The 26,767-nt window shown below is 60.1% G+C and carries 22 protein-coding genes; 7 read left to right on the top strand and 15 right to left on the bottom strand.

What is annotated here, in order from left to right:
* Positions 1-48: 48 nt before the first annotated feature.
* From CFE47_RS01750 to CFE47_RS01735, 4 genes are all read right to left on the bottom strand, one after another.
* Entirely contained in the window at positions 49-1,224 is a 1,176-nt protein-coding gene (locus CFE47_RS01750; protein WP_286835217.1) for a lactonase family protein, read from the bottom strand.
* On the bottom strand, positions 1,211-1,507 hold the full coding sequence (locus CFE47_RS01745; RefSeq protein WP_185705521.1) for a DUF5629 family protein: 297 nt from the start codon (positions 1,505-1,507) through the stop codon (positions 1,211-1,213). The genes CFE47_RS01750 and CFE47_RS01745 overlap by 14 nt, the downstream gene beginning before the upstream one ends.
* A gap of 79 nt (positions 1,508-1,586) precedes the next feature.
* On the bottom strand, positions 1,587-3,962 hold the full coding sequence (locus CFE47_RS01740; RefSeq protein ID WP_185705519.1) for an efflux RND transporter permease subunit: 2,376 nt from the start codon (positions 3,960-3,962) through the stop codon (positions 1,587-1,589).
* A gap of 15 nt (positions 3,963-3,977) precedes the next feature.
* Entirely contained in the window at positions 3,978-5,018 is a 1,041-nt protein-coding gene (locus tag CFE47_RS01735; RefSeq protein ID WP_286835685.1) for a WD40/YVTN/BNR-like repeat-containing protein, read from the bottom strand.
* 305 nt (positions 5,019-5,323) lie between these two features.
* On the opposite strand from CFE47_RS01735, the gene CFE47_RS01730 reads away from it, so the two are divergent.
* Complete coding sequence (locus CFE47_RS01730) at positions 5,324-6,439, top strand: Gfo/Idh/MocA family protein (RefSeq protein WP_286835216.1); 1,116 nt, start codon at positions 5,324-5,326, stop codon at positions 6,437-6,439.
* A 92-nt stretch (positions 6,440-6,531) separates the two neighbouring features.
* Here the strand turns inward: CFE47_RS01730 and CFE47_RS01725 are convergent, their stop codons facing one another.
* The 5 genes from CFE47_RS01725 to CFE47_RS01705 all read right to left on the bottom strand — a co-directional run bounded on the left by CFE47_RS01725 (position 6,532) and on the right by CFE47_RS01705 (position 14,482).
* Positions 6,532-8,235, bottom strand: a complete 1,704-nt coding sequence (locus CFE47_RS01725) for an AMP-binding protein (protein ID WP_286835215.1) — start codon at positions 8,233-8,235, stop codon at positions 6,532-6,534.
* A gap of 31 nt (positions 8,236-8,266) precedes the next feature.
* Positions 8,267-9,565: an acetyl-CoA C-acetyltransferase gene (locus CFE47_RS01720; RefSeq protein WP_286835214.1), complete on the bottom strand. Its 1,299-nt coding sequence runs from the start codon at positions 9,563-9,565 to the stop codon at positions 8,267-8,269.
* Positions 9,562-10,452 (bottom strand): MaoC/PaaZ C-terminal domain-containing protein, encoded by an 891-nt coding sequence (locus CFE47_RS01715; protein WP_286835213.1) that lies wholly within the window; start codon positions 10,450-10,452, stop codon positions 9,562-9,564. Before CFE47_RS01715 ends, CFE47_RS01720 begins: the two co-directional genes overlap by 4 nt.
* A gap of 3 nt (positions 10,453-10,455) precedes the next feature.
* Positions 10,456-11,799, bottom strand: coding sequence for a 3-oxoacyl-ACP reductase (locus CFE47_RS01710; protein ID WP_286835212.1), 1,344 nt, complete (start codon positions 11,797-11,799; stop codon positions 10,456-10,458).
* 157 nt (positions 11,800-11,956) lie between these two features.
* Complete coding sequence (locus tag CFE47_RS01705; RefSeq protein WP_286835211.1) at positions 11,957-14,482, bottom strand: acyl-CoA dehydrogenase; 2,526 nt, start codon at positions 14,480-14,482, stop codon at positions 11,957-11,959.
* Positions 14,483-14,588: 106 nt separating this feature from the next.
* Here CFE47_RS01705 and CFE47_RS31650 point away from each other — a divergent pair, with 106 nt between their 5' ends.
* The gene (locus CFE47_RS31650; RefSeq protein ID WP_353744888.1) at positions 14,589-14,639 is read left to right on the top strand and encodes a hypothetical protein; all 51 of its coding nucleotides are present in this window, start codon (positions 14,589-14,591) and stop codon (positions 14,637-14,639) included.
* Positions 14,640-14,750: 111 nt separating this feature from the next.
* On the opposite strand, the gene CFE47_RS01700 is transcribed toward CFE47_RS31650, so the two are convergent.
* The 5 genes from CFE47_RS01700 to CFE47_RS01680 all read right to left on the bottom strand — a co-directional run bounded on the left by CFE47_RS01700 (position 14,751) and on the right by CFE47_RS01680 (position 20,204).
* Positions 14,751-16,226 (bottom strand): outer membrane protein transport protein, encoded by a 1,476-nt coding sequence (locus CFE47_RS01700; protein ID WP_286835210.1) that lies wholly within the window; start codon positions 16,224-16,226, stop codon positions 14,751-14,753.
* Positions 16,227-16,335: 109 nt separating this feature from the next.
* On the bottom strand, positions 16,336-16,854 hold the full coding sequence (gene praB / locus CFE47_RS01695) for an alkane oxidation protein activator PraB (RefSeq protein WP_286835209.1): 519 nt from the start codon (positions 16,852-16,854) through the stop codon (positions 16,336-16,338).
* 133 nt (positions 16,855-16,987) lie between these two features.
* Positions 16,988-17,482 (bottom strand): alkane oxidation protein activator PraA, encoded by a 495-nt coding sequence (gene praA / locus CFE47_RS01690; protein WP_286835208.1) that lies wholly within the window; start codon positions 17,480-17,482, stop codon positions 16,988-16,990.
* 136 nt (positions 17,483-17,618) lie between these two features.
* On the bottom strand, positions 17,619-18,899 hold the full coding sequence (locus CFE47_RS01685) for an alkane 1-monooxygenase (protein ID WP_286835207.1): 1,281 nt from the start codon (positions 18,897-18,899) through the stop codon (positions 17,619-17,621).
* Positions 18,900-19,205: 306 nt separating this feature from the next.
* Positions 19,206-20,204, bottom strand: coding sequence for an alpha/beta fold hydrolase (locus tag CFE47_RS01680; protein WP_286835206.1), 999 nt, complete (start codon positions 20,202-20,204; stop codon positions 19,206-19,208).
* Positions 20,205-20,468: 264 nt separating this feature from the next.
* Between CFE47_RS01680 and CFE47_RS01675 the strand changes: the two genes are divergently transcribed.
* The 3 genes from CFE47_RS01675 to CFE47_RS01665 are packed head-to-tail and all read left to right on the top strand — an operon-like array spanning position 20,469 to position 23,752.
* Positions 20,469-22,007, top strand: a complete 1,539-nt coding sequence (locus CFE47_RS01675; protein ID WP_286835205.1) for a flavin-containing monooxygenase — start codon at positions 20,469-20,471, stop codon at positions 22,005-22,007.
* Positions 22,004-22,894: an SDR family NAD(P)-dependent oxidoreductase gene (locus tag CFE47_RS01670; RefSeq protein WP_286835204.1), complete on the top strand. Its 891-nt coding sequence runs from the start codon at positions 22,004-22,006 to the stop codon at positions 22,892-22,894. The genes CFE47_RS01675 and CFE47_RS01670 overlap by 4 nt, the downstream gene beginning before the upstream one ends.
* A 15-nt stretch (positions 22,895-22,909) precedes the next feature.
* A complete protein-coding gene (locus CFE47_RS01665; protein WP_286835203.1) occupies positions 22,910-23,752 on the top strand; it encodes a metal-dependent hydrolase in 843 nt (280 codons plus the stop codon).
* Here the strand turns inward: CFE47_RS01665 and CFE47_RS01660 are convergent.
* On the bottom strand, positions 23,749-25,824 hold the full coding sequence (locus CFE47_RS01660) for a PTS sugar transporter subunit IIC/EAL domain-containing protein (RefSeq protein ID WP_286835202.1): 2,076 nt from the start codon (positions 25,822-25,824) through the stop codon (positions 23,749-23,751). The two genes, CFE47_RS01665 and CFE47_RS01660, sit on opposite strands and share 4 nt — an antisense overlap.
* Positions 25,825-26,140: 316 nt before the next feature.
* On the opposite strand from CFE47_RS01660, the gene CFE47_RS01655 reads away from it, so the two are divergent.
* Positions 26,141-26,407, top strand: coding sequence for a hypothetical protein (locus tag CFE47_RS01655; RefSeq protein WP_286835201.1), 267 nt, complete (start codon positions 26,141-26,143; stop codon positions 26,405-26,407).
* A 24-nt stretch (positions 26,408-26,431) separates the two neighbouring features.
* Positions 26,432-26,761: a DUF6388 family protein gene (locus CFE47_RS01650; RefSeq protein WP_286835200.1), complete on the top strand. Its 330-nt coding sequence runs from the start codon at positions 26,432-26,434 to the stop codon at positions 26,759-26,761.
* Positions 26,762-26,767: the final 6 nt, after the last annotated feature.

Raw genomic sequence — 26,767 nt, 5'->3', positions numbered from 1 at the left:
AATGGAATTAATAGAAAGGGTCAGGCCCCGCAGTGCGGGGCCTGTGGCTTATTGACGCACCAGGAACTTGAGGTCGCTGGGGGCATCGATGGCCAGTTTTTGCACGGTTTTGCCTAGCAAGCCGGTCTTGGGGTCACGTTCGACTACCACGATTTCGTTGCTTTTCTGGTTGGCGATCAGCAAAAACTTGCCGCTCGGGTCCAGGCTGAACTCGCGCGGGTGGTCGCCTTCAACGGAGCGGCGCTGCAGTTCCTTGAGGTGCGCGGTGGCCGGGTCGATGCTGAAAACCAGCATCTGGTTGGCCGTGCCACGGTTGCTCACGTACAGGAACTTGCCGTCGCTGGACGCATGCAGCGCCGCGCCGGCCTTGTCGGAAACCGGTTGGCCGGCAGCGAAGTCCACCAGTTGGGTCTGGCTGAGCTTGCCGTCGTTGTAGTCAAACACCGCCACCTGCGCACTCATCTCGGTAGTCAGCCACGCGTGCTTGCCATCGGCGCTGAACAGCAAGTGCCGTGGGCCACTGCCTGGGGGCAACTGCACCGAGGCCGGGTTGGCCGGGGTCAGCGGTAGCTCGTGGTTGGCCTTGGGGTCGTAATGGTAGGCAAACACCTTGTCCGCCCCCAGGTCCTGCACAAACACGAACTTGCCATCCGGCGACGACACCACCGAATGCACGTGGTTGGACGCCTGGCGCTCAGGGTTCACACCGCTGGCCGGGTGGGCGCTCAACTGCACCGGTGGCGACAGTTTGCCATTGGCATCCAGCGGCAACACGGCCAGGCTGCCGCCCGGATCTTCCAGCACCGAATAGTTGGCGACGAACAGGTAACGCCCGTCAGCGGCCAGGCTGGAATGAGTCGGTTCGTTGCCCAGGCTCTGCACCTGGTTGATCAATGTGAGCTGGTGATTCTGCGGGTCGACGCTGTAGCTGCTCACCCGGCCGACCGGGTCTTTCTGGCCCGGGCCGTTCTCGTTGACCACAAACAGGTGCTTCTGGTCCTTGGAGAGCGTCAACCAGGATGGGTTGGCCGCCTTGGCTGCCAGCACCGGCTGGCCCTGGAATTTACCGGTACGGCTGTCGAACTGCAGGCGGTAGATACCTTCGCTGGTGCCGGCGGTGTAGCTGCCTACCAGCAGTTCATAGGTATCGGCCGGGGCGGCCTGTACCGACATGGCGCCGACACTGCCAGCCATCAGCAGGGGCCAGAATTTACGCATCATCATCCGCTTCGTCCTCGTCGTTGTTGTTGTCGCCCTTGATCGCGCTCAAACAGACTAGTCGGTGCTCACCGTCTTCGTTGCTCAAGAGCCAGCTTTGCAAGCTGTCGTCAAAGGTGGCGGCATTCAGTTGTTCTGGACTGAACTTCCAGCGCTTGAGTTCCCGGCCATCCATGCTTTCAATCAGCAGGTGCTGGTCGAAAGTGAAGTCGAAGGCGTGCAGCCCGTTGATGATCAGCATGTCGCTGTCTTTGAGGGCATTACTCAGGTCTGGTGATGCGTCGGTCATGATGTGAAGTCACTGCGGGGGAAAAGACACATGATAGGTCAATTCCCCCGCCGTGCCTTGCGGCAATGGTCTAAATCGATCAATGCGCGAAGAGTGAATTGCCCTTCTGCCCTGCCAACTTCTCCGGCTTGATCAGGAACCGCGCCAGCGCCGGCAACAGCCACAGCGCGCCGAACATGTTCCACAGCAGCATGAAGGTGAGCATCAGGCCCATGTCGGCCTGGAACTTGATGGCCGAGAAAATCCAGGTGCACACGCCAATCGCCAGGCACAAACCGGTGAACAGCACGGCTTTACCGGTGGACTTGAGCGTCTGGTAGTACGCCTCTTGCAACGGCAGGCCGGCGCGCAGGAAACTTTCCAGGCGGCTGTAGATGTAGATGCCGTAGTCCACGCCGATCCCCACACCCAACGCCACCACCGGCAAAGTCGCGACCTTGACGCCGATGCCCATGAACGCCATCAGCGCGTTGCCCAGCACCGAGGTCAGCACCAGCGGCAGCACGATGCAGAGGGTCGCCGCCCAGGAGCGAAAAGTGATCATGCACATGGTGGCCACGCACAGGTACACCAGGATCAGGATGGTCAGTTCGGATTCCTTGATCACCTCGTTGGTGGCCGCTTCGATCCCGGCATTACCGGCGGCAAGGATGAATTCCAGGCCGTCCTTGTTGTTCTCCTTGGCGAAGTCCTGCACCGCATGCACCGCACGGTCGAGGGTTTCGGCCTTGTGGTCATTGAGGAACACCAGCACCGGCGCCAGCGAGCAATTGTTGTTGTACAGGCCATCGGCGCGGGCAATGGAGTTGTTCAGCACGTCCGGGTTACGCGACAGGGTCTCCCATTTCAGGTTGCCCTCGTTCATGCCCTTGATCATCTGCTTGGACACGGTCACCAGCGAGATCGCCGACTGCACGCCCTCGGTGTTCTGCATCTTCCACATCAACTGGTCGATTGGTGCCATGGCCTCGTAGCGCGAGCACCCTTCGGCCTTGGTCTTGACCATCACCACCAGCACGTCGGAGCTGGTGGAGTAGTTGCTGATGATGAAGTTGTTGTCTTTGTTGTAGCGCGAATCCGGGCGCAGTTCCGGCGCGCCCTGGTCCAAGTCGCCGATCTTGAGGTTCTGGCTGTACCAGAGGCCGCCGCCAAAGGCCACCAGCGCCAGCGCGATGGAGATCGGTGCGACTTTCGGGCTGGCAAAGTTCGACAGCAAGCGCCAGAACGAGTGTTCGCGATTGGCGTCCTTCTTGCTCTTGGCGATGGCGCGCTTGCTGATGCCCACGTAGGAGATCGCCACCGGCAGCAGGATCAGGTTGGTGAACACAATCACCGCCACACCGATGGACGCGCCGATGGCCAGCTCGCGGATAACACCGATGTCGATGATCAGCAGTGTGATGAAACCCACAGCATCGGCGAGGATCGCGATCATCCCCGGCAAGAAAAGTTGTCGGAACGTACGCCGCGCGGCTGTCAGCGCATTGTCAGCCTCACTGGACTGCAGGGCGATGCCGTTGATCTTCTGCACGCCGTGGGAAATACCGATGGCGAAAATCAGGAACGGCACCAGCATCGAATACGGATCGAGGCCGAAACCGAAAAAGTGCATCAGCCCCAGTTGCCAGATCACCGCCACCAGCGTGGTACTCAACACGGCGACGGTGCTGCGCAGGCAGTTGGTGAACCACAGCAGCAAGATCAGGGTGATGACGAACGCGATGCCGAAGAACATCACCACCATGACCAGGCCATCGATCAGGTCGCCGACCTTTTTGGCGAAACCGACGATGTGAATCTTGACGTTGGGGTTCTGCGCTTCGAACTTGTCGCGGATCTTGTCTTCGAGTTCGTGGGAGAACTTGCGGTAGTCCAGGGCCAGCAACTTGCCTTGGTCTTGAGGGTCCGGGTAGGACTCCAGCAGCGGGATATCGACGATGCTCGACTTGAAGTCGTTGGAAACCAGGCGCCCGACCTGGCCGGACTTGAGCACGTTGTTGCGCAGTTGGTCGAGGCTTTCCGGTGAGCCGTTGTAGCTCTGCGGGATGACTTCACCGCCAGCGAAGCCTTCTTCGGTCACTTCGGTCCAGCGTACGCTGGGGCTCCACAGCGACTTGAGCCCGGAGCGGTCGACGCCAGAGATGTAGAACACCTCGTCGTTGATCTGGCGCAGGGTCTCCATGTATTCCTTCGTAAAGATGTCGCCGTCCTTGGCCTCCACCGAGATCCGCACCGTGTTGCCCAGGTTGGCCAGGTCATTGCGGTGTTCCATCATCTTTTCGATGAAGGGGTGCTTGAGGGGAATCATCTTTTCAAAGCTGGTGGACGGGCGAATCAACGTCGCCTGCCAGAACAGGAAAATACTCACCAGCAGGCAGATCACGATCACTGCCGGGCGGTTGTTGAAAATCAGGCGCTCAAGAAAGGTCGCTTTATCGTTGTGATGACTGCTCATTCTTTCCCCGCCTTCTTATTGTTTTGTCGGTTCGGCGCCGGCAGGCGTCGCCACGCGAACACCACCCTGCCCGGCCAGAATCAAGTTGCCGTTGCCTGCCGCCGTGACGGAAGAAAGCGAAATACGATCCGGCCGATTGAACACGCTGAACGTCACCCCGTCGTCATGGCTGACCACTACGCTGCCGCCGTTACCCACTACGACGATGGCACCGTCATCGAGCAAGGTGGCGCCTGACAAACCGAACTCCAGCGCTCCCCGCGCGGCGTTCAATTCGACCTGCTCCCAGGTGCTGCCAAAATCGGTGGAGCGGTACAGGTTGCCGCGCAAGCCATAGGCCAGAAGGGTCTGCGGTTGCGCAGTACTGATCACGCCAAACAGCGAGCCCTCGTAGGGGCCTTCGAGTTTTTCCCAGGTCTGCCCGTCGTCGCTGGAGCGGAACATGCTGCCCTGCTCGCCGACGATAAACAGGCCGGCATCCTTGATATGGGCGATGGCGTTGAGGTGGTACTGGTCTTCGTTGTCGAGACGATCACTGACGTCTGCCCAGGTCTTGCCGCCGTCGGTGGTTTCGATCAGCGCACCGTAGGCGCCGACCGCCAGGCCGTGGCTGGCATCGTTGAACCAGATGTCGAGCAAGGGTGCTTCGCGCTTGAGGTCCTGGTATTGCTGGGTCCAGGTGGCGCCGCCGTCAGTGCTTGCGAGGATTTGCGCATCATGGCCTACCGCCCAACCCTGTTTGTCATCGACGAAATACACCGCCGTGAGCAGTTGTCGGGTAGGCACTTTGGCTTGGGTCCAGGTACTGCCCTGGTCGTCGGAATAGAGGATATGCCCGCGATCACCAACCGCCACCAGGCGTTTGCCTGCGTGGACCACGTCAATCATCAGGCCTTTGGCGGCCTTGGGGGATTCAATCGCAAAAGCGGTATCACCGGCGGCCTGGACGGCGGTCGGCAACGTGGCGGCCGTTACCCCCAGTCCAAACAGCGAGAGCGCTGTGGCCAGCAACGCAACCCTGCGTGCGGCGCGTGGGCGGCAAACAACCCAACCCATGACAGGCTCACTCATAGACCTTTCTCCCATTTATTATTGTTAGGGGGCGTTCCTGGGCGCTGAAACCTGCAATCTAGAGCGCCTGGAGGAAGCTTCGGCCATCCTATCGGGCTTTCGAATCGTCTGACAATCAGCGCTACGTTATGTTTTGTTAACTAAAGGCCTTTGGCCACGCGCTGAATATAGGCGTATTCGCCAGGCTGATTGCTTCACAGCAAATGAATTTTTATTCCATCTATTGAATTATGAGAATTTTTATTCCATTAATAAGCCCTCTGAAAACAATAATGCAAAGGACCACGGCTATGCGTGAACTCGGAATCGGCTTGATCGGCACAGGTTTCATGGGCCGCGCCCATGCCTTGGCGTTCAACAACGCCCGTGCGGTATTTGAACTGCCCGTCACCCTCAAGCTGGCCGCACTGGCCGACGCCGACACCGAACGCGCCCAGCGTTGTGCCAGGGATTGGGGTTTTGCCCAGGCCCATGGCGACTGGCAAGCGCTGATCCATGACCCCGCCGTCGACGTCGTGGCCATCACCACCCCCAACCACTTGCACTACCCCATGGCCATGGCCGCCATCGCGGCGGGCAAAGCGGTGTACTGCGAAAAACCCCTGGCCGTCAGCCTCGAACAAGCCGACGCCATGCGCCGCGCCGCCAGTGCCGCCGGCGTGGTGACGCGGGTCGGCTACAACTACCAGCACAACCCGATGATCGTGCTGGCCAAGCAAATGATCGCCAAGGGTGAGTTGGGCGACATCATCAGCTTCCAGGGCGAATTCAGCGAAGATTTCATGGCCGACCCCGCCTCGCCATGGTCATGGCGCTGCGAAGTGGAACACGCCGGCGGCGCCCTCGCAGACCTGGGCAGTCACTTGCTGTCGATGGCGCGATATCTGGTGGGAGAGGTGGTGAGCGTGTGCGCCGACACCCAGACCGTGCATGCCCAGCGCCCGGCCGTAAAAGGCAGCGCCGAGCGCAAAAGCATCGCCGTAGACGACCAGGTGCACGCGCTGCTGCGTTTTGCCAATGGCGCGCGCGGCACGGTGAGCAGCAGTTGGCTCAAGCACGGTTACAAGAACCACCTGAGTTTCGAGATCAGCGGCACCAAGGGCACGCTGGCGTTCGATCAAGAGCGCTTGAATGAACTGCAACTGTGCCGAGTCGGCCAGGAAGGGTTTCAGCGTTTGCTGGCGGGCCCGGCCCTGCCAGGCTATGCAGCGTTCAGCCCGGCTGCGGGGCATCAGCTGGGGTACAACGAACTGAAGACGTTGGAAGTTCAGGAGTTGATCCTGGCGCTGGCGGGCCAGGGCACCGATGGCACTGACTTTGAAAGCGCGTGGGCGGTGGAGCAACTGGCGACGGCGATCCGCGTGGCGGCCAAGGAAGAGCGTTGGGTGAACGTGGGCACGGTCTGAAACCCAACGTCCCCCACATCTTGACTTGTGAATACATTCAAATGTGGGAGCGAGCAAGCCCGCTCCCACATTTGATCGCCTACCGCCTTACATCAGCGCAAGGCTCGGCGAAGTACTTTACCTACGGTGGTCTTGGGCAACTCCATCGTGCTAAATTCCACATACCTGGGCAACTTGTACCCCGTCAGGTACTCCCGGCAATGCGCCATGATCTGCTCCTGCGTCAGGTTCGGGTCCTTGCGCACCACGATGATCTTCACCTTCTCGCCGGTCACCGCGTCTTCCACGCCGATTGCCGCCACTTCACTCACGCCCGGATGCATCGCTACCACGTCTTCGATTTCATTGGGGTACACGTTGAAACCCGAGACCAGGATCATGTCCTTCTTGCGGTCCACCAGTCGGATATAGCCGCGCACATCCATCACCCCGATATCGCCCGTGGACAACCACCCCTCGGCATCCAGCACCTCGGCGGTGGCATCCGGGCGTTTCCAGTAGCCCTGCATCACCTGCGGGCCACGCACTTGCAGCTCGCCTTGCTCGCCAATCTCGGCCAACTCGCCGTCTTCACGCATGAAGCGCACCCAGGTCGAGGGCAGTGGCACGCCGATGCTGCCGGTGAATTCCATCTCGCGCATGCGCGCAATGTTGATCGGGCTGATGCTCACTACCGGCGAGCATTCAGTCAGGCCGTAGCCTTCGATGATCGGCAACCCGGTGACCTCCTTCCAGCGTTTGGCCACCGACGTATGGGTGGCCATGCCGCCCGCGATCACCATGCGTAAATCGGAGAAGTCCCGCGCGCAGAACTCCTTGTTCTCCAGCAAACCATTGAACAGCGTGTTGACCCCGGCAATCCCGTTGAAGCGCTCCTTGCGCAGGATCATCTGCACCCGTTTCACGTCCCGTGGGTTGGCGATCAGGATGTTGCGCCCGCCCAGGCACATGAACATCAAGCAGTTCACCGTCAGGGAGAAGATGTGGTACAGCGGCAGCAAGGTGACGTTGGTTTCTTGCTTGTCCTGATCCAACTGGTCGCCGACCCAGGCCTTGGCTTGCAGCAGGTTGGCGATGATGTTGCGGTGGCTGAGCATCACGCCTTTGGCGTCTCCGGTCGTACCGCCGGTGTATTGCAAAAAGGCCAGGTCATCCAGCTGCATGTCCACCGGAAAGTGGTTGAGCCCGCGCCCCTGTTTCAGCACCTGGTTGAAGCGTATCGAGCCGCGCAGGTTGAACGCCGGCACCTGTTTTTGCACCGTGCGCAGGATGAAGTTCATCGCCGCGCCTTTGAACGTGCCAAGCAAATCGCCAATGGCGGCTACCACTACACGCTTGACGCTGCTGCCCGCCACGACCTTTTCCAGGGTGTGGGCGAAGTTTTCGAAGATCACCACGGTTTCCGCGCCGCTGTCCTTGAGCAAATGCTTGAGCTCATGGGCGGTGTACAGCGGGTTGACGTTGACCACCACCGCCCCCGCCAGGATCGTGCCCAACAGGCAGATAGGGTACTGCAAGCAGTTGGGCATCATCAGCGCCACGCGATCGCCCTTCTGCACGCCCTGCCCCTGCAGCCAGGCGGCAAACGCGATGCCTTGCACCTGCCAATCGGCGTAGGTCATTTCGGTGCCGATGCTGACGTAGGCCACCCGCTCACGGAATTTTTCCAGGTGCTCCAGGAACACCTCACGCAGCGAGGGGTAGTCCGCGATAGCGGCATCGATGTCCGCCGGCACGCCGGGCAGGTAAGCGTCCAACCAGATCCGTTCGGTGTGTTCCAGGCTTACAGCGTTCATGGCAGTCTCCTTGTTGTTGTTTTTGATAGAGCTACTTTTCGACGATGGCGGTAATGCCCAGCCCGCCCGCCGCGCAGATGGAAATCAGGCCGCGTCCGCCGCCGCGCTCGTGGATCATTTTGGCCAGTGCCGCTAGTTGCCGGCCACCGGTCGCGGCAAACGGGTGGCCGCAGCCCAAAGAGCCACCGTTGACGTTCATCTTTGCGCGGTCGATGGGCCCCAACGGTGCGTCCAAACCCAGGCGTTCACGGCAGTAGTCGGCGTCTTCCCAAGCCTTGAGCGTGCACAGCACTTGGGCGGCGAAGGCTTCGTGGATCTCGAAGAAATCAAAATCCTCGAAGCTCAGCCCTTCGCGCTTGAGCATGCGCGGCACGGCGTAGGCCGGAGCCATCAACAGGCCCTCGGTGCCGTCGACAAAATTCACCGCTGCTGTCTCGCCGGTACGCAGATACGCCAGCACCGGCCAGCCGTTGGCGGCAGCCCATTCTTCACTGGCCAACAGCACCACCGAGGCGCCATCGGTCAGCGGCGTGGAGTTGCCAGCGGTGAGGGTGCCGTTCTGTCGATCGTAGGCGGGAGACAAGCCGGCGAGCTTTTCCAGGCTGGCGTCGGCACGCAGGTTGTTGTCCCGGGCCAGGCCGCGATGGGGGCTGATCAAATCATCGAAAAAACCGCGCGTGTACGCCGCATCCAAGCGTTGGTGACTGGTGAGGGTCAGTTCATCTTGGGCCAGGCGCTTGATCTGCCAACGCCTGGCCATTTCTTCACAGTGTTCGCCCATGGACAAGCCGGTGCGCGGCTCGCCATTACGTGGTAGCAGTGGCTTGAAAAACATCGACGGGCACACCTTGAGCAACGCCTTGAGCTTGTCGCCCAAACTCTTGGCGCGATTGGCTGCGAGCAAGGTGTGGCGCAGGGCTTCATTGATGCCAATGGGCGCGTCGGACGTGGTGTCGGAACCGCCGGCAATACCCACCTCGATCTGGCCCAGGGCGATCTTGTTCGCCACCAACAGCGCCGCTTCCAGGCCGGTGCCGCACGCTTGCTGCACATCATAGGCCGGCGTGTCCGGGGACAAGGTGGTCGACAACAGTGACTCACGCGCCAAGTTGAAATCGCGCGAATGCTTGATCACCGCCCCGGCGGCGAACTCACCCAGACGCTGGCCATGCAGGTTGTAGCGGTCCACCAAGCCTTGCAGCGCGGCCACCAGCAAATCCTGGTTGCTGTCATGGGCATATACGGTGTTGGAGCGCGCAAACGGGATGCGGTTGCCGCCGATAATCGCCACGCGGCGAACCGGGGCCGGGTTGAAGCTGTAATCAGTCATCGACGGTTCTCGTTCCAGACAAAGAGCCCGCGCATATGCGGTGTGTCACCAGCAACATTGCGCACTTCGAATTCACGGCGTGGGCCGCTTGCGGGGTGGTTCCACAGGGCGACCTGGCCGGGCAGGAAGATTGGCAGCTTGAAGTCGCAATGGGCTTGGGCCTGGTCCAGCCCCCCCGGGGGTTGCTGGGCGGCGAGCGTGCGGCCGAGGGTCCACATGCCGTGGGCGATGGCGCGGCGAAAGCCAAAGAGCTTCGCGCCGATCACCGAGGTATGGATGGGGTTGAAGTCTCCCGAGACCTTGGCAAACCGTCGCCCCAGGTCCGCGGGCAACACCCAACGCTGGGTGCGCAGCAGACCGTCTTCCTGCAACGGCAATGCGCCGTCCCACGGTTCACCAATCGGGTCTTTCACGTCGCGGCGCAGGTACACACTGTCGCTTTCCCACACCAGGGTGTCGGCGCCGTAGGCACGGGTGGCGATGCTCAGCGCCTGCCCCTTGGGATGGGCAACCCAGCGCTCGCAATACACCTCAAGTCGCAGGGCCTGGCCTTCCTGCAGACGCTGGTGCTGACGGATACGGTTGGCCAGGTGCACCATGCCGCTGGCCGGGTACGGAAAGCTCGGGCGGGTCAGCAGCAACAAGTGCAACGGGAACGCCAATACATGCGGATAAGACAATGGCACGCCCTGCTCGCGGCGAAAACCGCAGGCACGGCCATAGGCGGCGATTCCAGCGGCGGACAGCTCCACGGCCGAGCGCACCAGGCGTTCCTTGGGTAAAACCGGTGCGCCATCGAGCTTGGGTTTGCGCAAGGCGCGCACGCCATCCATCAATAGCTGGGTGCGTGAAGGGGGTGGGTCGATGACCTGTGTTAGGTAGTCCATGGCTCAAGCTCCCAGCAGGCTTTGCCCGCAGACGCGTACGGTTTGGCCATTGACCCCGCCGGACGCCGGGTGCGCCAGCCAGGCAATGGTCTCGGCCACATCGATCGGCTGGCCACCCTGGGACAATGAATTCATACGCCGCCCCGCCTCGCGAATCATCAGCGGGATCTTCGCCGTCATCTGGGTCTCGATAAACCCCGGGGCCACCGCGTTCACCGTCACCTGCTGCGCGGCTGCACGCGGCGCCAGGCCTTGCACCAGGCCAATCACTCCGGCCTTGGATGTGGCGTAGTTGCTCTGCCCCAGGTTGCCGGCGATACCGGAAATCGACGACACACACACGATGCGCCCACCGCGGTTCAGGCCTTGGTTTGCCAGCAAAGCCTCGCTTAGTTGCAACGGTGCTTGCAGGTTGACCGCCAGCACACTGCGCCAGGCCGCTTCGGTCATCTTGGCGATGGTTTTGTCGCGGGTGATCCCGGCGTTGTGCACCACGACATCGAAGGCGCCGTACTGGCGGGTATGGGCTAACAGCTGTGAAACGGCGTCTACGGCGGTGATGTCCAGCGGCAGCGCCGAACCACCGACACTCTGGGCCGCTTGTTCAAGGTGTTGTTGTGCCTGGGGCACATCCACGCAGACCACATGCGCACCGTCGCGCGCCAACACCTGGGCAATCGCCAGGCCGATACCACGGGAGGCGCCGGTGACCAGTGCCCGCCGACCGGCAAAGGGTTTGTCCCAGTTGACCGCGACCTGGCCATCCACGGGTTTTTCCAGGCGCACCACCTGCCCCGACACGTAGGCCGAGCGGCGCGACAGGAAGAAGCGCAGGCTGCTGTGCAGCGCCTCTTCCGCTCCCGGCGCGACATAGATCAGTTGCACGGTAATCGCCCGGCGCAGCTCCTTGGCCAGCGAGCGCACCAAGCCTTCAAGCGCACGCTGGGCAACGGCCTGGGGCAAGTCCTGGCAGTGCTCCGGCGCGGTGCCGAGTACCACCACGCGGGCGTGCTGGCCGAGGCGTTTGGCGTTGGCGTGGAAGAACACGTACAGCTCATCCAACTGCTGTAGGTCGGCCACGGCGCTGGCGTCGAATACGGCGCCTTGCACCTTGACCGTGGACGGTGCCTTGAGGGTGGCCGCCGTGGCGGTGACCGTGTCAGTGTCGCCGAAAATGCGCTGCACTTCGCCGGCCAGGCGCCCTGCCCCGGCCAGAATCACCGGGTTGGCCAGGCCCTGCTGGCCGCTGCGATGGCGTTGCAACGGTAAGGGTTGGGGCAAGCCGATGGCCTGGGCCAAACGACGGCCCCACGGGGAATTGACGAACGATAGGTAGCTGTCACTCATAGATAGATCCACTCACAACACATTCCTGCCTTGAAAACCCGCTCAATGTGGGAGCTGGCTTGCCTGCGATGCAGACGACTCGGTCTGCCAGTCAAACCGCGGCGATGCCATCGCAGGCAAGCCAGCTCCCACACGGAGCGCGTTCATTCAGTACCCATCAATTGACCGAGGCGTTTTCACCCTGGCTGGCCTTGCGCTTTGCGGGCGGTTCCAGCGCCTGCTTGCGTTGCTGCAACGCCTCCAGCAAACCGAAGTCCTGCGGGAAGTCGTCGACCTGGATGCCGTGGTCGGCGTATTCCACATAGCGCGCGAGCAGGGCATCCTCGTCGTCGCTGATCAAGTCCAGCGCCCGCGCCTTGACGCGCCAGGCGGTAAACGCCGTGGCGGAAATCGGCAGTGCTTCGATCAGACCTTGCTTGATCGCCGGTTTGAGTCGTGCGTCGATCAACTCCACCTGCGGCAATAACCGGAAGCCCAATTCGCCGTAGGCCAACTTGTCGATTTCTGGCCGTGGGACGTAGGAATTGGCCAGCAACCGGTCGCGGGTTTCCCCTGGCGTCTGCACCACATCGGCCACTTGGGCCAACAGCCGGTCCGAGGGTTTGCGCAGTGGAATACCAAACGGGAAACTCAAGCCGCGCACCCCTGCAGCGGCGGCTTTCGACGGATAGTTCTCCAGCACCTCGGCCAGCGCTTCATGGGCCCGCAGCAAGGCGTCCTGGGCTGACCAATGCACCAGCGGCAGGTCCGCCTGGGGCCGGCCATCATCCTCAAAGCGCTTGAGCACGCAGGACAAGATGTACAACTGCGAAAGAATGTCCCCCAGGCGCCCGGTGATACTTTCCTTGCGCTTGAGGGCACCGCCCAGCACGCCCATGGAAACATCCGAGATCAGCGCCAGCACCACCGACAGACGATTGGCCTGACGGTAGTAGGACGCCAGCGCGGGGTCGGTCTTGGCCGGCGCGGAAATCAGCCGCCCGCCGGTCAGCGAATGCACCGCTGCACGCACGGTATTGGCCAGCACAAAGCTGATATGACCGAACATGGCGCTGTCGAAGTCTTCCAGCGCCTTGCGCCGGTCGGGGTTGCGCGCGGCTTCCATCTCGCGGAACACATAGGGATGGCAACGGATCAGGCCCTGGCCAAAGATGATCAGGCAGCGGGTCATGATGTTGGCGCCCTCCACCGTGATGGCGATGGGGCTTTGCTGGTAGGCGCGGGCCAGGAAGTTATTGGGGCCCATGCAAATGCCTTTGCCGGCGACGATGTCCATGCCGTCATTGACGATGATCCGCGCTCGCTCGGTGACGTGGTACTTGGCGATCGCCGAGATCACCGACGGTTTCTCACCTGCGTCCAAGGATGCGACCGATACCTTGCGCACCGCATCGCAGGCGTACAGATGCCCGGCCATGCGTGCCAGCGGCGCCTGCACGCCTTCGAACTTGCCGATGGGCAGGCCGAACTGTTTGCGCATCGCGGCATAGGCGGTGGTACCGCGCACCGCGACTTTGCCCAGGCCGACGTTGGCCGACGGCAACGAAATCGCTCGCCCCGCGGCCAGGCACTCCATCAGCATGCGCCAGCCATTGCCGACTTGCTCGCGGCCGCCGATCACCCATTCCAGCGGGATAAATACGTCCTTGCCGGTGGTGGGGCCGTTCTGGAACACCGCGTTGAGTGGCCAGTGACGACGACCACTGTTCACACCCGGATGGGAGGTAGGAATCAACGCACAGGTAATCCCCAACGAGCCGGCCGGACCGAGCAGGCCATCCGGGTCTTCGGCACGGAACGCAAGGCCGAGCACCGTGGCAATCGGGCCGAGGGTGATATAGCGCTTGTCCCAGGTCACCCGGAACCCCAGCACTTCCTCACCTTCGTGGGTGCCTTTGCAAACGATTCCCAGGTCTGGGATCGCCCCGGCATCGGAACCGGCATACGGGCTGGTCAGGGCAAAACACGGAATGTCTTCACCCCGTGCCAGTCGCGGCAAGTAATGGTTGCGCTGGGCATCCGTGCCGTAATGCAACAGCAGCTCGGCCGGGCCCAGGGAGTTGGGCACCATCACCGAAATTGCCGCTGCCGAGCAGCGCGTCGAAAGTTTCATCACCACTTGCGAATGCGCGTAGTGGGAGAACCCTTTGCCGCCGTACTGCTTGGGAATGATCATGCCGAGGAAACCGGCGTCCTTGGTGTACTGCCAGCCTTCGGGCGACATGTCCTGCCAGACCTGGGTGGTTTCCCAGTCATTGGCGATGTCACAGAGGGTTTCCACTTCGTTGTCGAGGAAGGCTTGTTCCTCCGCGCTGAGGCTGGCAGGTGCCGCTTGCAGCAGGCGCTCCCAGTTCGGCTTGCCGCTGAACAGTTCGGCGTCCCACCACACAGTGCCGGACTCGATGGCAGCGCGTTCGGTGTCGGACATCGCCGGCATGATTTGCCGGAACATCGCCAGTGCACGGCTGCTTATCAACCACCGTCGCAGGGGTTTGATACTGAGGATTACGCTGGGCAACAGCAACGCCACTGCCCACAGGCACAAGCCCAACACACCGATGCCACCCAACAAGTAACCTGCTGTCAGCCAAATCAGGCTCCAACCCGCCCAGACAACAGCCGCCGACTGCCGATACGCCAACGCCGTTACGCACGCCATACCGACCAAGAACCAGAAAACCATACCGCACCTCACTTTGAACATCTGCCCGGATACAGGCCGTGCGCCTGCTCACTGACCAAACAATAGGTGGTTATTTAAAAATATATTTGAAATTTTTATTTAATGCCTGAGCCAAACAAAACAGAGCCGCATGGCTCAGGCAAAAAGGGTGAATTGAGACAGTGAAACCGATCAGGCTTTTACAGGCGGTGATAGGTTTTCGGCTTTTTGTAAAAGCCTTGTTCCTGGCACCACCGCCGTTCAAGCGTGTGGGTCGTAGTGCTGCGTTTTAGAACGCGTAAGTGGCGGAAAGGCTGACCACATCCCCATGAGCCTTGGCCTCGGAATCCAGACTACCCGCACCCAGCCGATCGACGTTTTGGGTCTTGAGTTTGACCTTTTCCACGAATTGGTGGGAGTAAGCGGCATCCAGCGAAAGCCCTGGGATCTGCTTGACAACGTAACCTGCACCCAACGAGGTGAAGACACGGTCGCCATCAGGAATCCGCGGGTCACGTGTAGAGTTGCGGGTCGGGGTCTGATCGAAAGCCACACCGGCACGCACTGTCCATTGGTCGGTAAGTTTGTAGTCGCCACCCAAGGAGTACATCCAGACATCCTTGTACTTGTATGGGATGGAAACGATGGTGTAGCCCTCCGACTTCAGCGTCAGGTCCTGAAAGGATGACCATTGAGTCCACATCACGCTGGCACCCACTGTCAGCCGATCATCAAACTGGTGAACCCAGTCAAACGCGGCGGTTGCAGGGATGTCCAACTGGGTCGAAGCCTTGGCACCGTTGGGGTACAGATTCAACCCGGGGTAGGCGGCCCCCAATATCGTCCCTCCGTCTGGGTTTAACGGGCTAGGCTCTGTCAACAATGCCTGGGTCACTGAATCCGTATAGATGTTGTAGTTGCCCTTCATCTTGTTCTTGATCTTGGCGTGATAGTTCAAGCCAAGGGAGTCACGCTCGGTCGGCTGCCAGACCACCCCGGTAAACCAGCCGACAGAGACATTGTCGACTTTTACGCGGATCAACGAATCGCCGATCCCGGCAGGAAGTGCTACACCCCCCGTTGGACGATCCTTGCCGATACCCGGTGAGTTTGAGGCGGCGGCAAACAAATCGATGTTCTGGCTGACAAACCCCTGACTGCGCTGAACGATAGCGCCCGCGCCGATGGAAAATTCGTCATTGACCTTGAACGATAGAGACCCCGTCAGGCCCACGGTCTCGATTTTTGTGTCCACGGCAAAGTCACGGTATTTCGAATCGGTATCCCACGTTGTACGCGCACCTTGTGGCACCACTTGGCTAAGACCGAACGCGAAGCGATCACCGATAGGCATCACCAGAAAACCCGTGGGCACCCATGCGGTAAAACCGCCTTGGCCACCCTCACCGTTCACGACACTGGCGTCGTCAAACAAGATGCTGCCATCGGGAGCAATAGGCGTTCTGGTCAAGGGGTCGCCGTTGTAATCCTTGGACTGCCCCTTCATTTTGATGCTGATCCGTGCATAGTCCACGGTGAACTGTGAAATGGTCTTATCGACAAATGCCATGGCCGCCGGGTTATTGAAGGCCGAACTGGGGTCGTTCTTGAACAGCGAACCACCGCCAAATGCCCGCCCCCACCCTGGAGCACCATAAGTAGGCGTGGATAAACCACCCGCCTGTACCGAAGGGACGCCCGCCATCAGCCCTCCCAATACTGCGATGCTTAATAAAGTACGAGCGTGGTTTTTTTTATTGCTCATGCAACACTCCTTATTATTATCAGTGCCCGGCCACGCCGGTTCACCTTGCAACAACAGGCACCTCGCAAGAAGTGCCTGCCTTCAACGGGTGATCAGCCCTTTACGAAGTTCAGGGGTTGGTGATCGTGATGGTTGCGCCCGACGTGGTGATGGTCAGCGAGGTAATCGTGCAACTACCCGCCAACGCCTGGTTGGTAAAACCAAGTGAGGCACTCGCACCCGGAGTGAATGAGCCATTAATCGAAGTTAACCCGCACGTTGACTTGGGAAACGGGAATACCGCAGGGAGGTTGTAACCTACGTTATCGACTCGAACCGTTGAGAGGCCGGTAGGTACAACAGGCCAAGGCAAACCCGTGATGGTCGGTAGCGCACACAGACCACCGCCTGTTGTGGCTGCAGTGAGGATGCTCGCATTACCGGCAGCATCAATACTGCCTGTCACTGACAGCGAGCAGGTGACATTCAAGTTGTTCGAAGTTGGGGACTTGGCAACGAGAGTACCGGTACCGGAAAACGGCGTACCGCCCGTAACTTTTGGATTGAAACTATAGGCATTGGCCATCGAAGCAGCGCCCATGCAAACAACTAAAGCAGACAACGATACGAGGGTTTTAAAACTTTTCATTGTTTTTCCTCACATGTTATGGCGAATTCATTTCGCCAGGGGTAATGGCCATGATCGAGAAGTCACGGTGAAACAAGCAGAACATCCCTTTCCAGCCAAATCTCAATTCAATTACCGCAGCAACATCCGACGGTTATTCAACCACTTTGAAGTTGGGCGGCATCTTGATCGACACCGTCTTGATCTTGCAGTCTTCACCGATGGGTACATTGGCCGCCTCCAACTTGCCGGTGGCGTTATCCCACGTACCGTCGGCGGTTGAAGGGCCGCACTTGCCGCCTAGACCAAAGGCATGAACATCCACGCTGATCTTCGACATGGAACCGCTCTTGGTATCTTTGGCCACTAATACCCATGGCAAGTTAATGGCCTCGACGCGGCTGCACTTGAGGCCCCCGTCGAATTCGACTTTGTCCACATTTACCGACGTTCCATCCGCTGCCACCTTGCCGGCGACCTTGATGGTGCAGTCGGCGCTGATCAATGCGCCCTTGGAGAAACTGATGGGGCCTTGGGCAGTGAAGGCACTGCCGGCCGGTTCGATACGTGCAGCCTGGGCCTGGTGATAAACAATAAGCCCCAGCGCGGCCAGCACAATATGGGTGGTGAACTTGGCAGGTGTTTGCATGGTGTACGTCCTTCCCTTGAAATTATTTTTGTTAGGGTCAAACAACTTCTTGCAACGCTTCATTCGCGTATTCCGGGCGAAACAATCCTGCGCGATACACAGATCCCGAGTACGCCAATGGATGTATCAGTTCAAATCAAAACGGCTTGGAGTTCCCGCTGTACTTCTCCAGGTATTTCAAACGCTGTGAAGGTTGAAGATTGGTCAGGGTGATATCCCCGGCGTAATGATTGAGTACTCGATGGTCCATTCGACGTCGCCACAAGTAAGGCACATAGGCCCAGACAATCATGCTTGCATAGCCATATGGCAGTTGCGGTGACTCATCAAAGTGGCGCAACGACTGATAACTGCGCGTCGGGTTGGCATGGTGATCGGAGTGCCGTTGCAGTTGGAACAGAAAGATATTGGTCACAATCCGATTACTGTTCCAGGAGTGGCGTGGCGAACAACGTTCATAACGGCCATTGGGTAACTTCTGGCGTTTAAGGCCGTAGTGTTCGACGTAGTTCACGACTTCCAACAGCGAGAAACCGTAGATGCCCTGGATAATCAGGAACGGAATCACCGCAACCCCCAACCAGGCAATCATCGCGCCCCACAACACCACGCTGTACATCCAGGCACTGAGCACGCCGTTTTTCCAATGCCAGGCCGGCAGGCCGAGTTTGCGCAGGCGTTCGCGCTCCAGGTTCCAGGCCGAGCGTGCGCTGTACCACACCGAGCGCGGCAGGAAGGCCCAGAAGCTTTCCCCGAGCCGCGAGCTGGCGGGGTCTTCCGGGGTCGCGACACGCACGTGATGACCACGGTTGTGTTCGGTGTAGAAGTGCCCGTAGAAGGTCGGTGCCAACGTCACCTTGGCCAGGAAGACTTCCAGTGCATTGGGTTTATGCCCCAATTCATGGGCGGTATTGATCGCGATGCCGGTGGCAGCACCGGTCGACATGGCCATGCCCAAGTAGGTGAACCAGCTGGGTTCGCCATGCAATTGAGTGCGGGCGGTGATGTAGCTGGCGGCGTGGGACAGCCAGCTGGAAGGATCAAGATGAGCCGCCGCTTGTAGCAGCCCTCCCTGGATGATCCATTCGATACCGCCAGCCGCGAGCCAACCGGTGATCACCACCGACGAGATGACGAAAAGTACGCCGGTGTAGACGATCCAACGGTAGTAGCTTTGGGATTCAAGATGGCCGACGGCGGACTCCGGTGGGTTGCTCACGTCTTCACCGAGCAGGCCGTCAATCAGAGGGATCAGGCCGAAGATCACCAGAACGCCAACCCACCACAATTGCTGAATACCGGTAGTGATGGCGAGTGAGCCAGACAAGAGTGGGGTAGCCAGTGGCAGGATGCCCAGCCACCACAGGTGGCGCTTGCCGTCGGTCCATACACTCGGCGCTGCCAGGGTCTGGTTCATGGCAGCCTCCGAATGAGGCGAGTAGGCAGGGACGCGGAAAACAGGTTCGAGGAGCGCTGGATGCCCCAGGAAATCAACCATGCGATAAAAGACGTTTTTTTCATTTTTATTCGCTCTTAGGCATTTCAAAAATCATTTCAAAATAAACATTGAAATATTTTTTTAAAGAAATAGCGCGGAATCGTTAGGTCGTCAACTAGTTTTTCAAACACTTTTTCATGTGACCGAGCAGTCTGTTTTTCAGCCGTTTGGTCAGGTGTCTAGGGCAGGCATTGACGCCGCTGAACCGCGATTCGAATTGCGCAATTATTTGGTCGCCAATGCAAAAGGTGGATGCAACACGCTGGCGTTCGCCGGTGGTCGAACACGCTTGGCCACCTGCTGGACCACCTCCACCACACGTGCTGTGGCGGTGATCGGCAACATATGGCCGCGCCCTTCTACCAGCTGCAGTTTCAGGCCCGGCACCTTGTCGGCCAGGGCCTGGCCATGTTTACGAAAGTCCAGTACCTGGTCCCGCGCGCCATAGATCAAGCCGATGGGCAGGGTCAGTTGCGAGTAGCGCTTGACCATGCCCGGCAAGTGATCGTTGACCTGGTTGATCTCGGTGGACGCTGCATAGAAGTTGTCGGGGCGCATGCCCAGCAGGCCACCGCCGCGAGTGGCAAAGTCCGCCGGGGGCGCGTCCGGGGCGAACACGCCCTTGACCACCGAGCCTTTGGTCAGCAGCCCCACCGGCATGGTCAAGGTGTGGGCCATCCAGCGTCGCAACCACCCGGGGCGCACCGCCAATGACAGGAATACCAGTGGCAAGAGGCGTTGGGGGTGGGTCAACGGTGCCACCAGGATCAACCCGGATACCGACTCGGGATGATCCAGGGCCAGCGCGAGGGAGATCGCCCCACCGAGGGAATGCCCCAGCACCAACGGCCGGTCCAGATCCAGGGCCTTGATCAGCCCGGCAATCTGACGCGCCTGGTCCGGTAAGCCCGCCGCCGTGCCCTTGTGTCGAGTGGAATAGCCCGACCCCGGACGATCAAGCGTGATCACTCGGAAATGCTCACGCAATTGGCCGGACAACACGTACGTCAAGTTGCGACTGCTGCCCATCAGCCCGTGAATCATCACCAGCGGCGGGCCCTTGCCCTCTTCTACATAGTGAAAGCGCTCGCCGTCGACCTCCAGAAAGCGCCCGTTGATCGGCACAGCCGCTTCGATCCGCCGTGTCATCCAGGCACTAAAGGCCCACAACACTGCACTCGCACCGGCAAACACACCTGCAGCGACAACCCATTCGACAGCCATAGTTCGGTCCTCTGCATCCCTGCTGCTGTCGGCCCGACCGGTATTGGTCCAGACCTCAGCCATCGTCCACCCCTGGACCTAAACTTATGTGCATTACCGTGCTCGTCCGTCGGACAAGTCGCACATGAGGAGCCAGTGACTAGCGTAGGCGACATTTTCAGGTAGATTATTTAAAATCTTTTTTAAAATAATTAATTCATTTTTTCTTTGCAATGGTGTTCTATCTAAAAGACAAAACAAAAACAGGAGCACGGGAATCCGCCTATGAATGCCCACGACGACTTAATCGACATCGCCATCATTGGCTCAGGCTTTGCCGGCTTGTGCATGGCCATCAAGCTCAAGGAAGCCGGCATTACCGACTTCTTTATTGCCGAGCAGGCCGATAGCCTCGGCGGCACGTGGCGAGACAACCACTACCCGGGCTGTGCCTGCGATGTGCAGTCCCATGTGTATTCGTTTTCCTTTGCTCCCAACCCCAACTGGACGCGCCAGTTCGCGCCGCAAGCCGAGATCCGCGCCTACCTGGAGCAGTGCGCCGAGCGTTTCGAACTGGCGCCCTATTTGTGTTTCGGCATGGGCCTGGTACGGGCGGTGTTCGATGAGCAACGGCAGCGCTGGCAATTGAGCTTCAGCAACGGTCGTCAAGTCAGCGCACGGGTGCTGGTGTCGGGGATGGGTGGGTTGTCGCGCCCGGCGCTGCCGGACATTCCAGGGCTGGACGACTTCAAAGGCGAGCGCTTCCATTCCCAACAGTGGAACCATGGGTATTCGTTGAAGGGCAAACGCGTGGCCGTCATCGGCACGGGCGCCAGCGCTATTCAGTTCGTGCCGCAGATCGCGCCGCAGGTGGCCCATCTGGACCTGTTCCAACGCACGCCGCCGTGGATCATGCCCAAACCTGACCGGGCGATTTCGCCTGCCGAACGCCTGTTGTTCAAACACTTGCCCTTCACCCAGCGCCTGCTGCGCGGTGCGTTTTACTGGGCATTGGAGGGCCGCGTGGTCGGCTTTGCGCTGCACCCAAGGTTGATGAAAATGGTGCAGAAAATCGCTCAACGCCACCTGCAGAAACAAGTGTCCCGCCCTTCCCTGCGCAAGACCCTGACGCCGAACTACACCATTGGCTGCAAGCGTGTGCTGATCTCCAATGACTATTACCCCGCACTGGCCCGCAGCAATGTCGAGGTGGTGACCACCCCGGTGCTACGGGTCGAAGCCGACGGCGTGGTCACGGCGGACGGCATCAAGCACCCCGCTGATTGCCTGATTTTCGGCACCGGTTTCCAAGCCACCGATCCCCTGCCCCGTAACTGCATCATCGGCCGTGACGGCGTGGACCTGATGGACACCTGGAGCGACGGCGCACATGCCTACAAGGGCACCACGGTGCCGGGTTATCCCAACCTGTTCCTGATCGTCGGACCGAACACCGGCCTGGGGCATAACTCGATGATCCTGATGATCGAAGCCCAGGTGACCTACATCCTCGACGCGCTCAAGCAAATGCAGCGGCATCGTATCGCCACGGTGGACGTCAAACCGGCGGTGGAAAGCGCCTACAACCTGCAGCTGCAGAACAACCTCAAGCGCACCATCTGGAACACCGGCGGCTGCCAGAGCTGGTACCTCGACCCACGCACCGGCAAGAACACCACCCTGTGGCCTGGCTCGACCTGGCGCTTCAAACAGGTCACCCGGCAGTTCGCGCTCAAGGATTACGTGGCAGACCTGCTGCCGATCAATGCGCCCGCACAACCGGTTGCGCAGCCCCTCTCCTCTGCAGAAGGCAGCCTGTCATGAAGTCATTCAACGGCCGCGTGGCGGCGATCACTGGCGCGGCATCCGGCATGGGCCGCGCCCTGGCACTGGCATTGGCACGGGAAGGCTGCCACCTGGCACTGGCGGACAAAAACAGCCAGGGCCTTGAGCAAACGCTGGCACTGATCAAGACCTCAACCCTGTCTCCCGTCACGATCACCACCCGAGTGCTGGATGTGTCCGACCGGCAGGCCATGGAGGATTGGGCTGCGAGCTGCGTTGCCGAACACGGCCAGGTCAACCTGGTGTTCAACAACGCCGGCGTCGCCCTGTCGAGCACGGTAGAAGGGGTGGACTACGCCGACCTGGAGTGGATCGTCGGCATCAATTTCTGGGGCGTGGTGTACGGCACCAAAGCGTTCCTGCCGTACCTGAAAGCCTGCGGCGACGGCCATGTAATCAACACCTCAAGCGTGTTCGGCCTGTTTGCCCAGCCGGGCATGAGCGGCTACAACGCCACCAAGTTTGCCGTGCGCGGTTTTACCGAGTCCCTGCGCCAGGAACTGGACATGCAGCGCTGCGGCGTATCGGCCACCTGCGTGCACCCCGGCGGCATTCGGACCGATATCTGCCGCAGCAGTCGCATCGACGCGAACATGACCGGTTTTCTGATCCACAGCGAACAACAAGCCCGCGCCGACTTCGAAAAACTCTTCATCACCGATGCCGACCAGGCGGCCAAGGTCATCTTGCAAGGTGTGCGCAAAAACAAACGTCGCGTGCTGATCGGCCGTGACGCGTACTTCCTCGACCTGCTCGCCCGTTGCCTGCCCGCGGCCTATCAAGCGCTGGTGGTGTTCGCCAGTAAACGCATGGCGCCCAAACCACGCACGCCGGTGTTTGAAACCAACGACGAGCCTCGCCTCTGAACAGGAGCACGCACTATGTTGCCTATCCGTCGCGACATCCATTTCGCCCTGCCCGCCGAGCGCATCACCAATTGGCATGAACAGGGTCCGTTCATCACGCACTTTTTCAACGCGTTGTCGCTGCTGTTTCCCCAGGGCGAGCTGTTTTTCATGGACAGCGTGCGCCACTATCGCCAGCGCATCGACGATCCCGAGCTGAAAAAAGCGATCCAGGGCTTTATCGGCCAGGAAGCCATGCACAGCCGTGAGCACGTGGCCTACAACGACTTGTTGCAAGCCGCTGGCTTGCCGGCACACACCCTCGACCGCCGGCTCAAATTCATCCTCGACCTGCAAAAGAAGCACTTTGCGCCGTCGTTCAACCTGGCAATTACCATTGCCCTTGAGCACTACACGGCGATGCTGGCGGAGATCCTGCTGAGCGACCCGTCACGCTTCGGTGATTCCCTCAAGGGCTACCAGCAGATGTGGTACTGGCACGCCCTCGAAGAAACCGAACACAAGGCCGTCGCCTTTGATGTGTGGAACGCAGTGATCAAACCTGGACCCAAGCGCTATTTGTTGCGCACCGGGACCATGCTGACCACCACGGTGTTCTTTTGGCTGGTGGTGCTGGACTTCCACCTGCGCCTGCTGATTGCCGACCGCAAGGCGGTTGGGTTCTGGAAAGGCTCCTGGCGCATGCTGAAGTTTCTGTACGGACCCAAGGGCGTATTCCCACGAATGCTGCGGCCGTGGCTGCACTACTTCAAGCCCGGTTTTCACCCCTGGGACCATGACAACCGCGCACGCTTGGCACGTATCGACACGTTGGTCGAGGAGATCGAACAGACTCGGCGTGGCTATGAGACAGCCTAGGCCTCTGCCAGCGCGGCCCGCTCGCGGACAAAACGCTCCAACTGATCACCCGGCAGCGCCTTGCTGAAATACCAGCCTTGGATAAACAACTCGGTGCCGGTATTCAGGAAAGCCAACTGCTCGGCGGTCTCCACGCCTTCCACCACCACGCCCAGGTCGAGCGCTTCACAAAAGCGCAGCATGCCGGTCAACACCTGGGCCCCCTTAGGGTCGTGCTGGGCCACCACAAAGCTGCGGTCGATCTTGATGAAGTCCACCGGAAACTGGTGCAAGTAACTCAATGCCGAGAAACCGGTGCCGAAGTCATCGATATACACCTTGGCCCCAATGGCCTGCAGCTTCTGGATGGTCTGGCGCGTGGCCGAGACGTCACTGACCAGCGCATCTTCGGTGATTTCCACCGACACCTGCCCATGGGCCTGGGCCAGGATCTCCACCAGGCGTTCGCCATAGGCGGCGTCGGTCAGGGTTGCGCTGGAAATATTGATGGTCATCGGCAGGGCGAAGCCGAGCTTCTGCCATTTCTGGTACTGGCGAACCGCCTGTGAGGCCACCCACACATCCACATCGGGCATCAGCCGTGCCTGGGCCAGCCATTGCAGGAACTCCCACGGTGAATGCACGGTGCCTTGGGCGTCGCGGGCGCGCATCAGGGCTTCGCAGCCGGTGCACAGGCCCGTGCGGGTCGAGACTTGCGGCTGGAATTCGAGGTAGAACTCGTAGTCGCTGATCTGCTGGATGCGGCTCAGTTCAGCGGCCTGGCGCGCTTGGATCTTGTGGGACGCCAGCACCGGGTCCAATTCGCGCAGTCGGCCCTTTTCTTCCAGGCCGCGAAAGGTCATATCCAGCGACTTGAGGTACACCGTGCCACCCTCGATGCCCTGTCGGTGGATCGCACGTACATAGGGCGCGTACACCAAGGTGCCCAGGCCCAACAGCGCCACCTGCAACGCCACCGCCGCGATATCACCGTGGGTACTCAGGTAGGCGTTGAGCAGCACCGGCGCGGTGAACGGCACACTGGCCACCGCCGGGGACACCCAACCCAGCAGCACCACCGTCAACGCCACCAGGGTATTCAGGGCCGGCACCAGCAAGAACGGAATGAACAGGCGCGGGTTGAGAATGATCGGCAAGCCGAACAGCAGCACCTCGCTGACATTGAACAACGAGAGTGGCAGGCTTGCCATCGCCAACAGGCGCATGGACTGGCTCTTGGAAAACAGCAAAATGGCCACCAGCAGGCATAACGCACTGCCTGAACCGCCGATAAACGCGAAGCTGCCCAACAAGCCGCTGTTGAGCACATATTTGATCGGCTCGCCGGCCGCCAGCGCGGCGCTGTTCAGTACCACGGCCTGGTCCAGCACATCGAACAGGGGTTGCATGGCATACACGCCATGGATTCCAAAAAACCACAACAGCGAGTTCATCAGCGTTACAAACAAGCCGCTGCCGTAGGGCGTTTCCAGGGCATCGAGTACCTGAGGCCCCTGGAGCTGCGCCACATACGGCACCTGCAACAGCGCCGACAACACCAGCACCAACGCCAGAGCGGTGATCGCCCCCGGCACCACCATATTGATGGTGCCCCTGAGGTTATGCCCGACCAGGTCCTCATTGACCAGCCGCGTCCAGCGATAGCGGTGCAGCCAGGCAATCGCCGGCACGTTGAGCAGTGGCGAGGCAATCGCAATAAACAATACAAAGGTGGCCGAGGCCCGAGGGTATTCGCGCAAGATAAACGTCGCCACCACCACATGGGCCAGGCACAGGAACGCCACCGGCAGTTGCGGCAGGCGATGTTGGATCGCGAGCATGTAGCCAATGGAGGCAGCCACCAGCAGCGGAATCACCGAGCTGATCTGGTTATGCAGCCCTGCGAGAAACGCCACCACTTGCGGATCGAAGCCCAGCACCCGGGCGCATTCGGAGAGGATCAAAAAGCCCGCCGACACCAACAGGCACGGCAGGATCCACAACAGCCCCTCGCGGATCGCGCGCAACGACTCGGTACTGGCCAGGGCGGCCAGACGTTGGGTGAAGAAAAGTTTGAACAGCGTTTGCGCCATGACCCGTCCCTCTGTCCACACGCCCCGTGGCCCCTGAAGGCAGGGCCGCAACTACCGGGCTAACGCTACACGCCCTGCTACTCTGAGCGAAAGCTTTTTGCCATCTGCCTGAGTGATTTTTCTGCAATGGGTGACAGGCAATCCGCTTATTTATCCCAATAATTGAATTCTCTGACCTGTGCCAATCGCCGAACCTGCTTCAATAGGTAGTATCTGCGTTTTTTCTGCGCGCAATCCGGGTGCGCTCAGCCTCAGATTTGCCCGCTCAAGGAAAGGTGCCTGCGACGTCAGCGGATACCAAGGAGATAGGTTCACTATGCAAGACAAGCTGTCCACGTACATGCATCCGTTGCTCCTGAACACGCTGCTATGGGTTTCAGGGGTAACGCTGCTGCTGATGAGCAGGGACGTGATCGAACGAATAATGGGCGACACCAGCGGTAGTTCGTTTGACCTGGCCCTGGTGCTGATCGCCTATCTGTTATTGTTTTTGCTCAACCCGATGCGCAATTGGATCAATCGCCGCTTGTATAAACGCGCCCGCCGCCATGCCGCTCGCCAGCGGCTCAAGGCCGGGGCCTGAGCCCGCCTTACCTGGAGCAAAACCTTGTCCCAACCCGCTGAACACCACCAGCTCGCGCTGGATCGGTTCTTGAACCAACACCCAGAAGTGGCCACGCAGCTGAACACCCTCAACCCGCTGGCCGCGCAGGCCAAGGGCGAAACTCTGGCGGAGTACCGCGCCGAACGGTTGCATGAAGCCTTCGAGGCAGAAGCTGAACTTCAGGGCCTCTTTGCCTGGGAGTTGACCCTCAAGCTGACCGCCGACTCCGTCGAAGCCTTTGAAGCACAGCGCCTCGAAGTGCACAAGGAAGTGGCGCAGATGGCCGGCCTCAGTTGGGCCGAATACTGCCAACTGCATGATTTGCCAGGCTGATGCACC

The organism is Pseudomonas sp. PGPPP1, assembly GCF_002255865.1.
Classification (GTDB): Bacteria; Pseudomonadota; Gammaproteobacteria; order Pseudomonadales; family Pseudomonadaceae; genus Aquipseudomonas; species Aquipseudomonas cremoris.
This window is presented reverse-complemented; position numbering and strand designations above follow the sequence as displayed.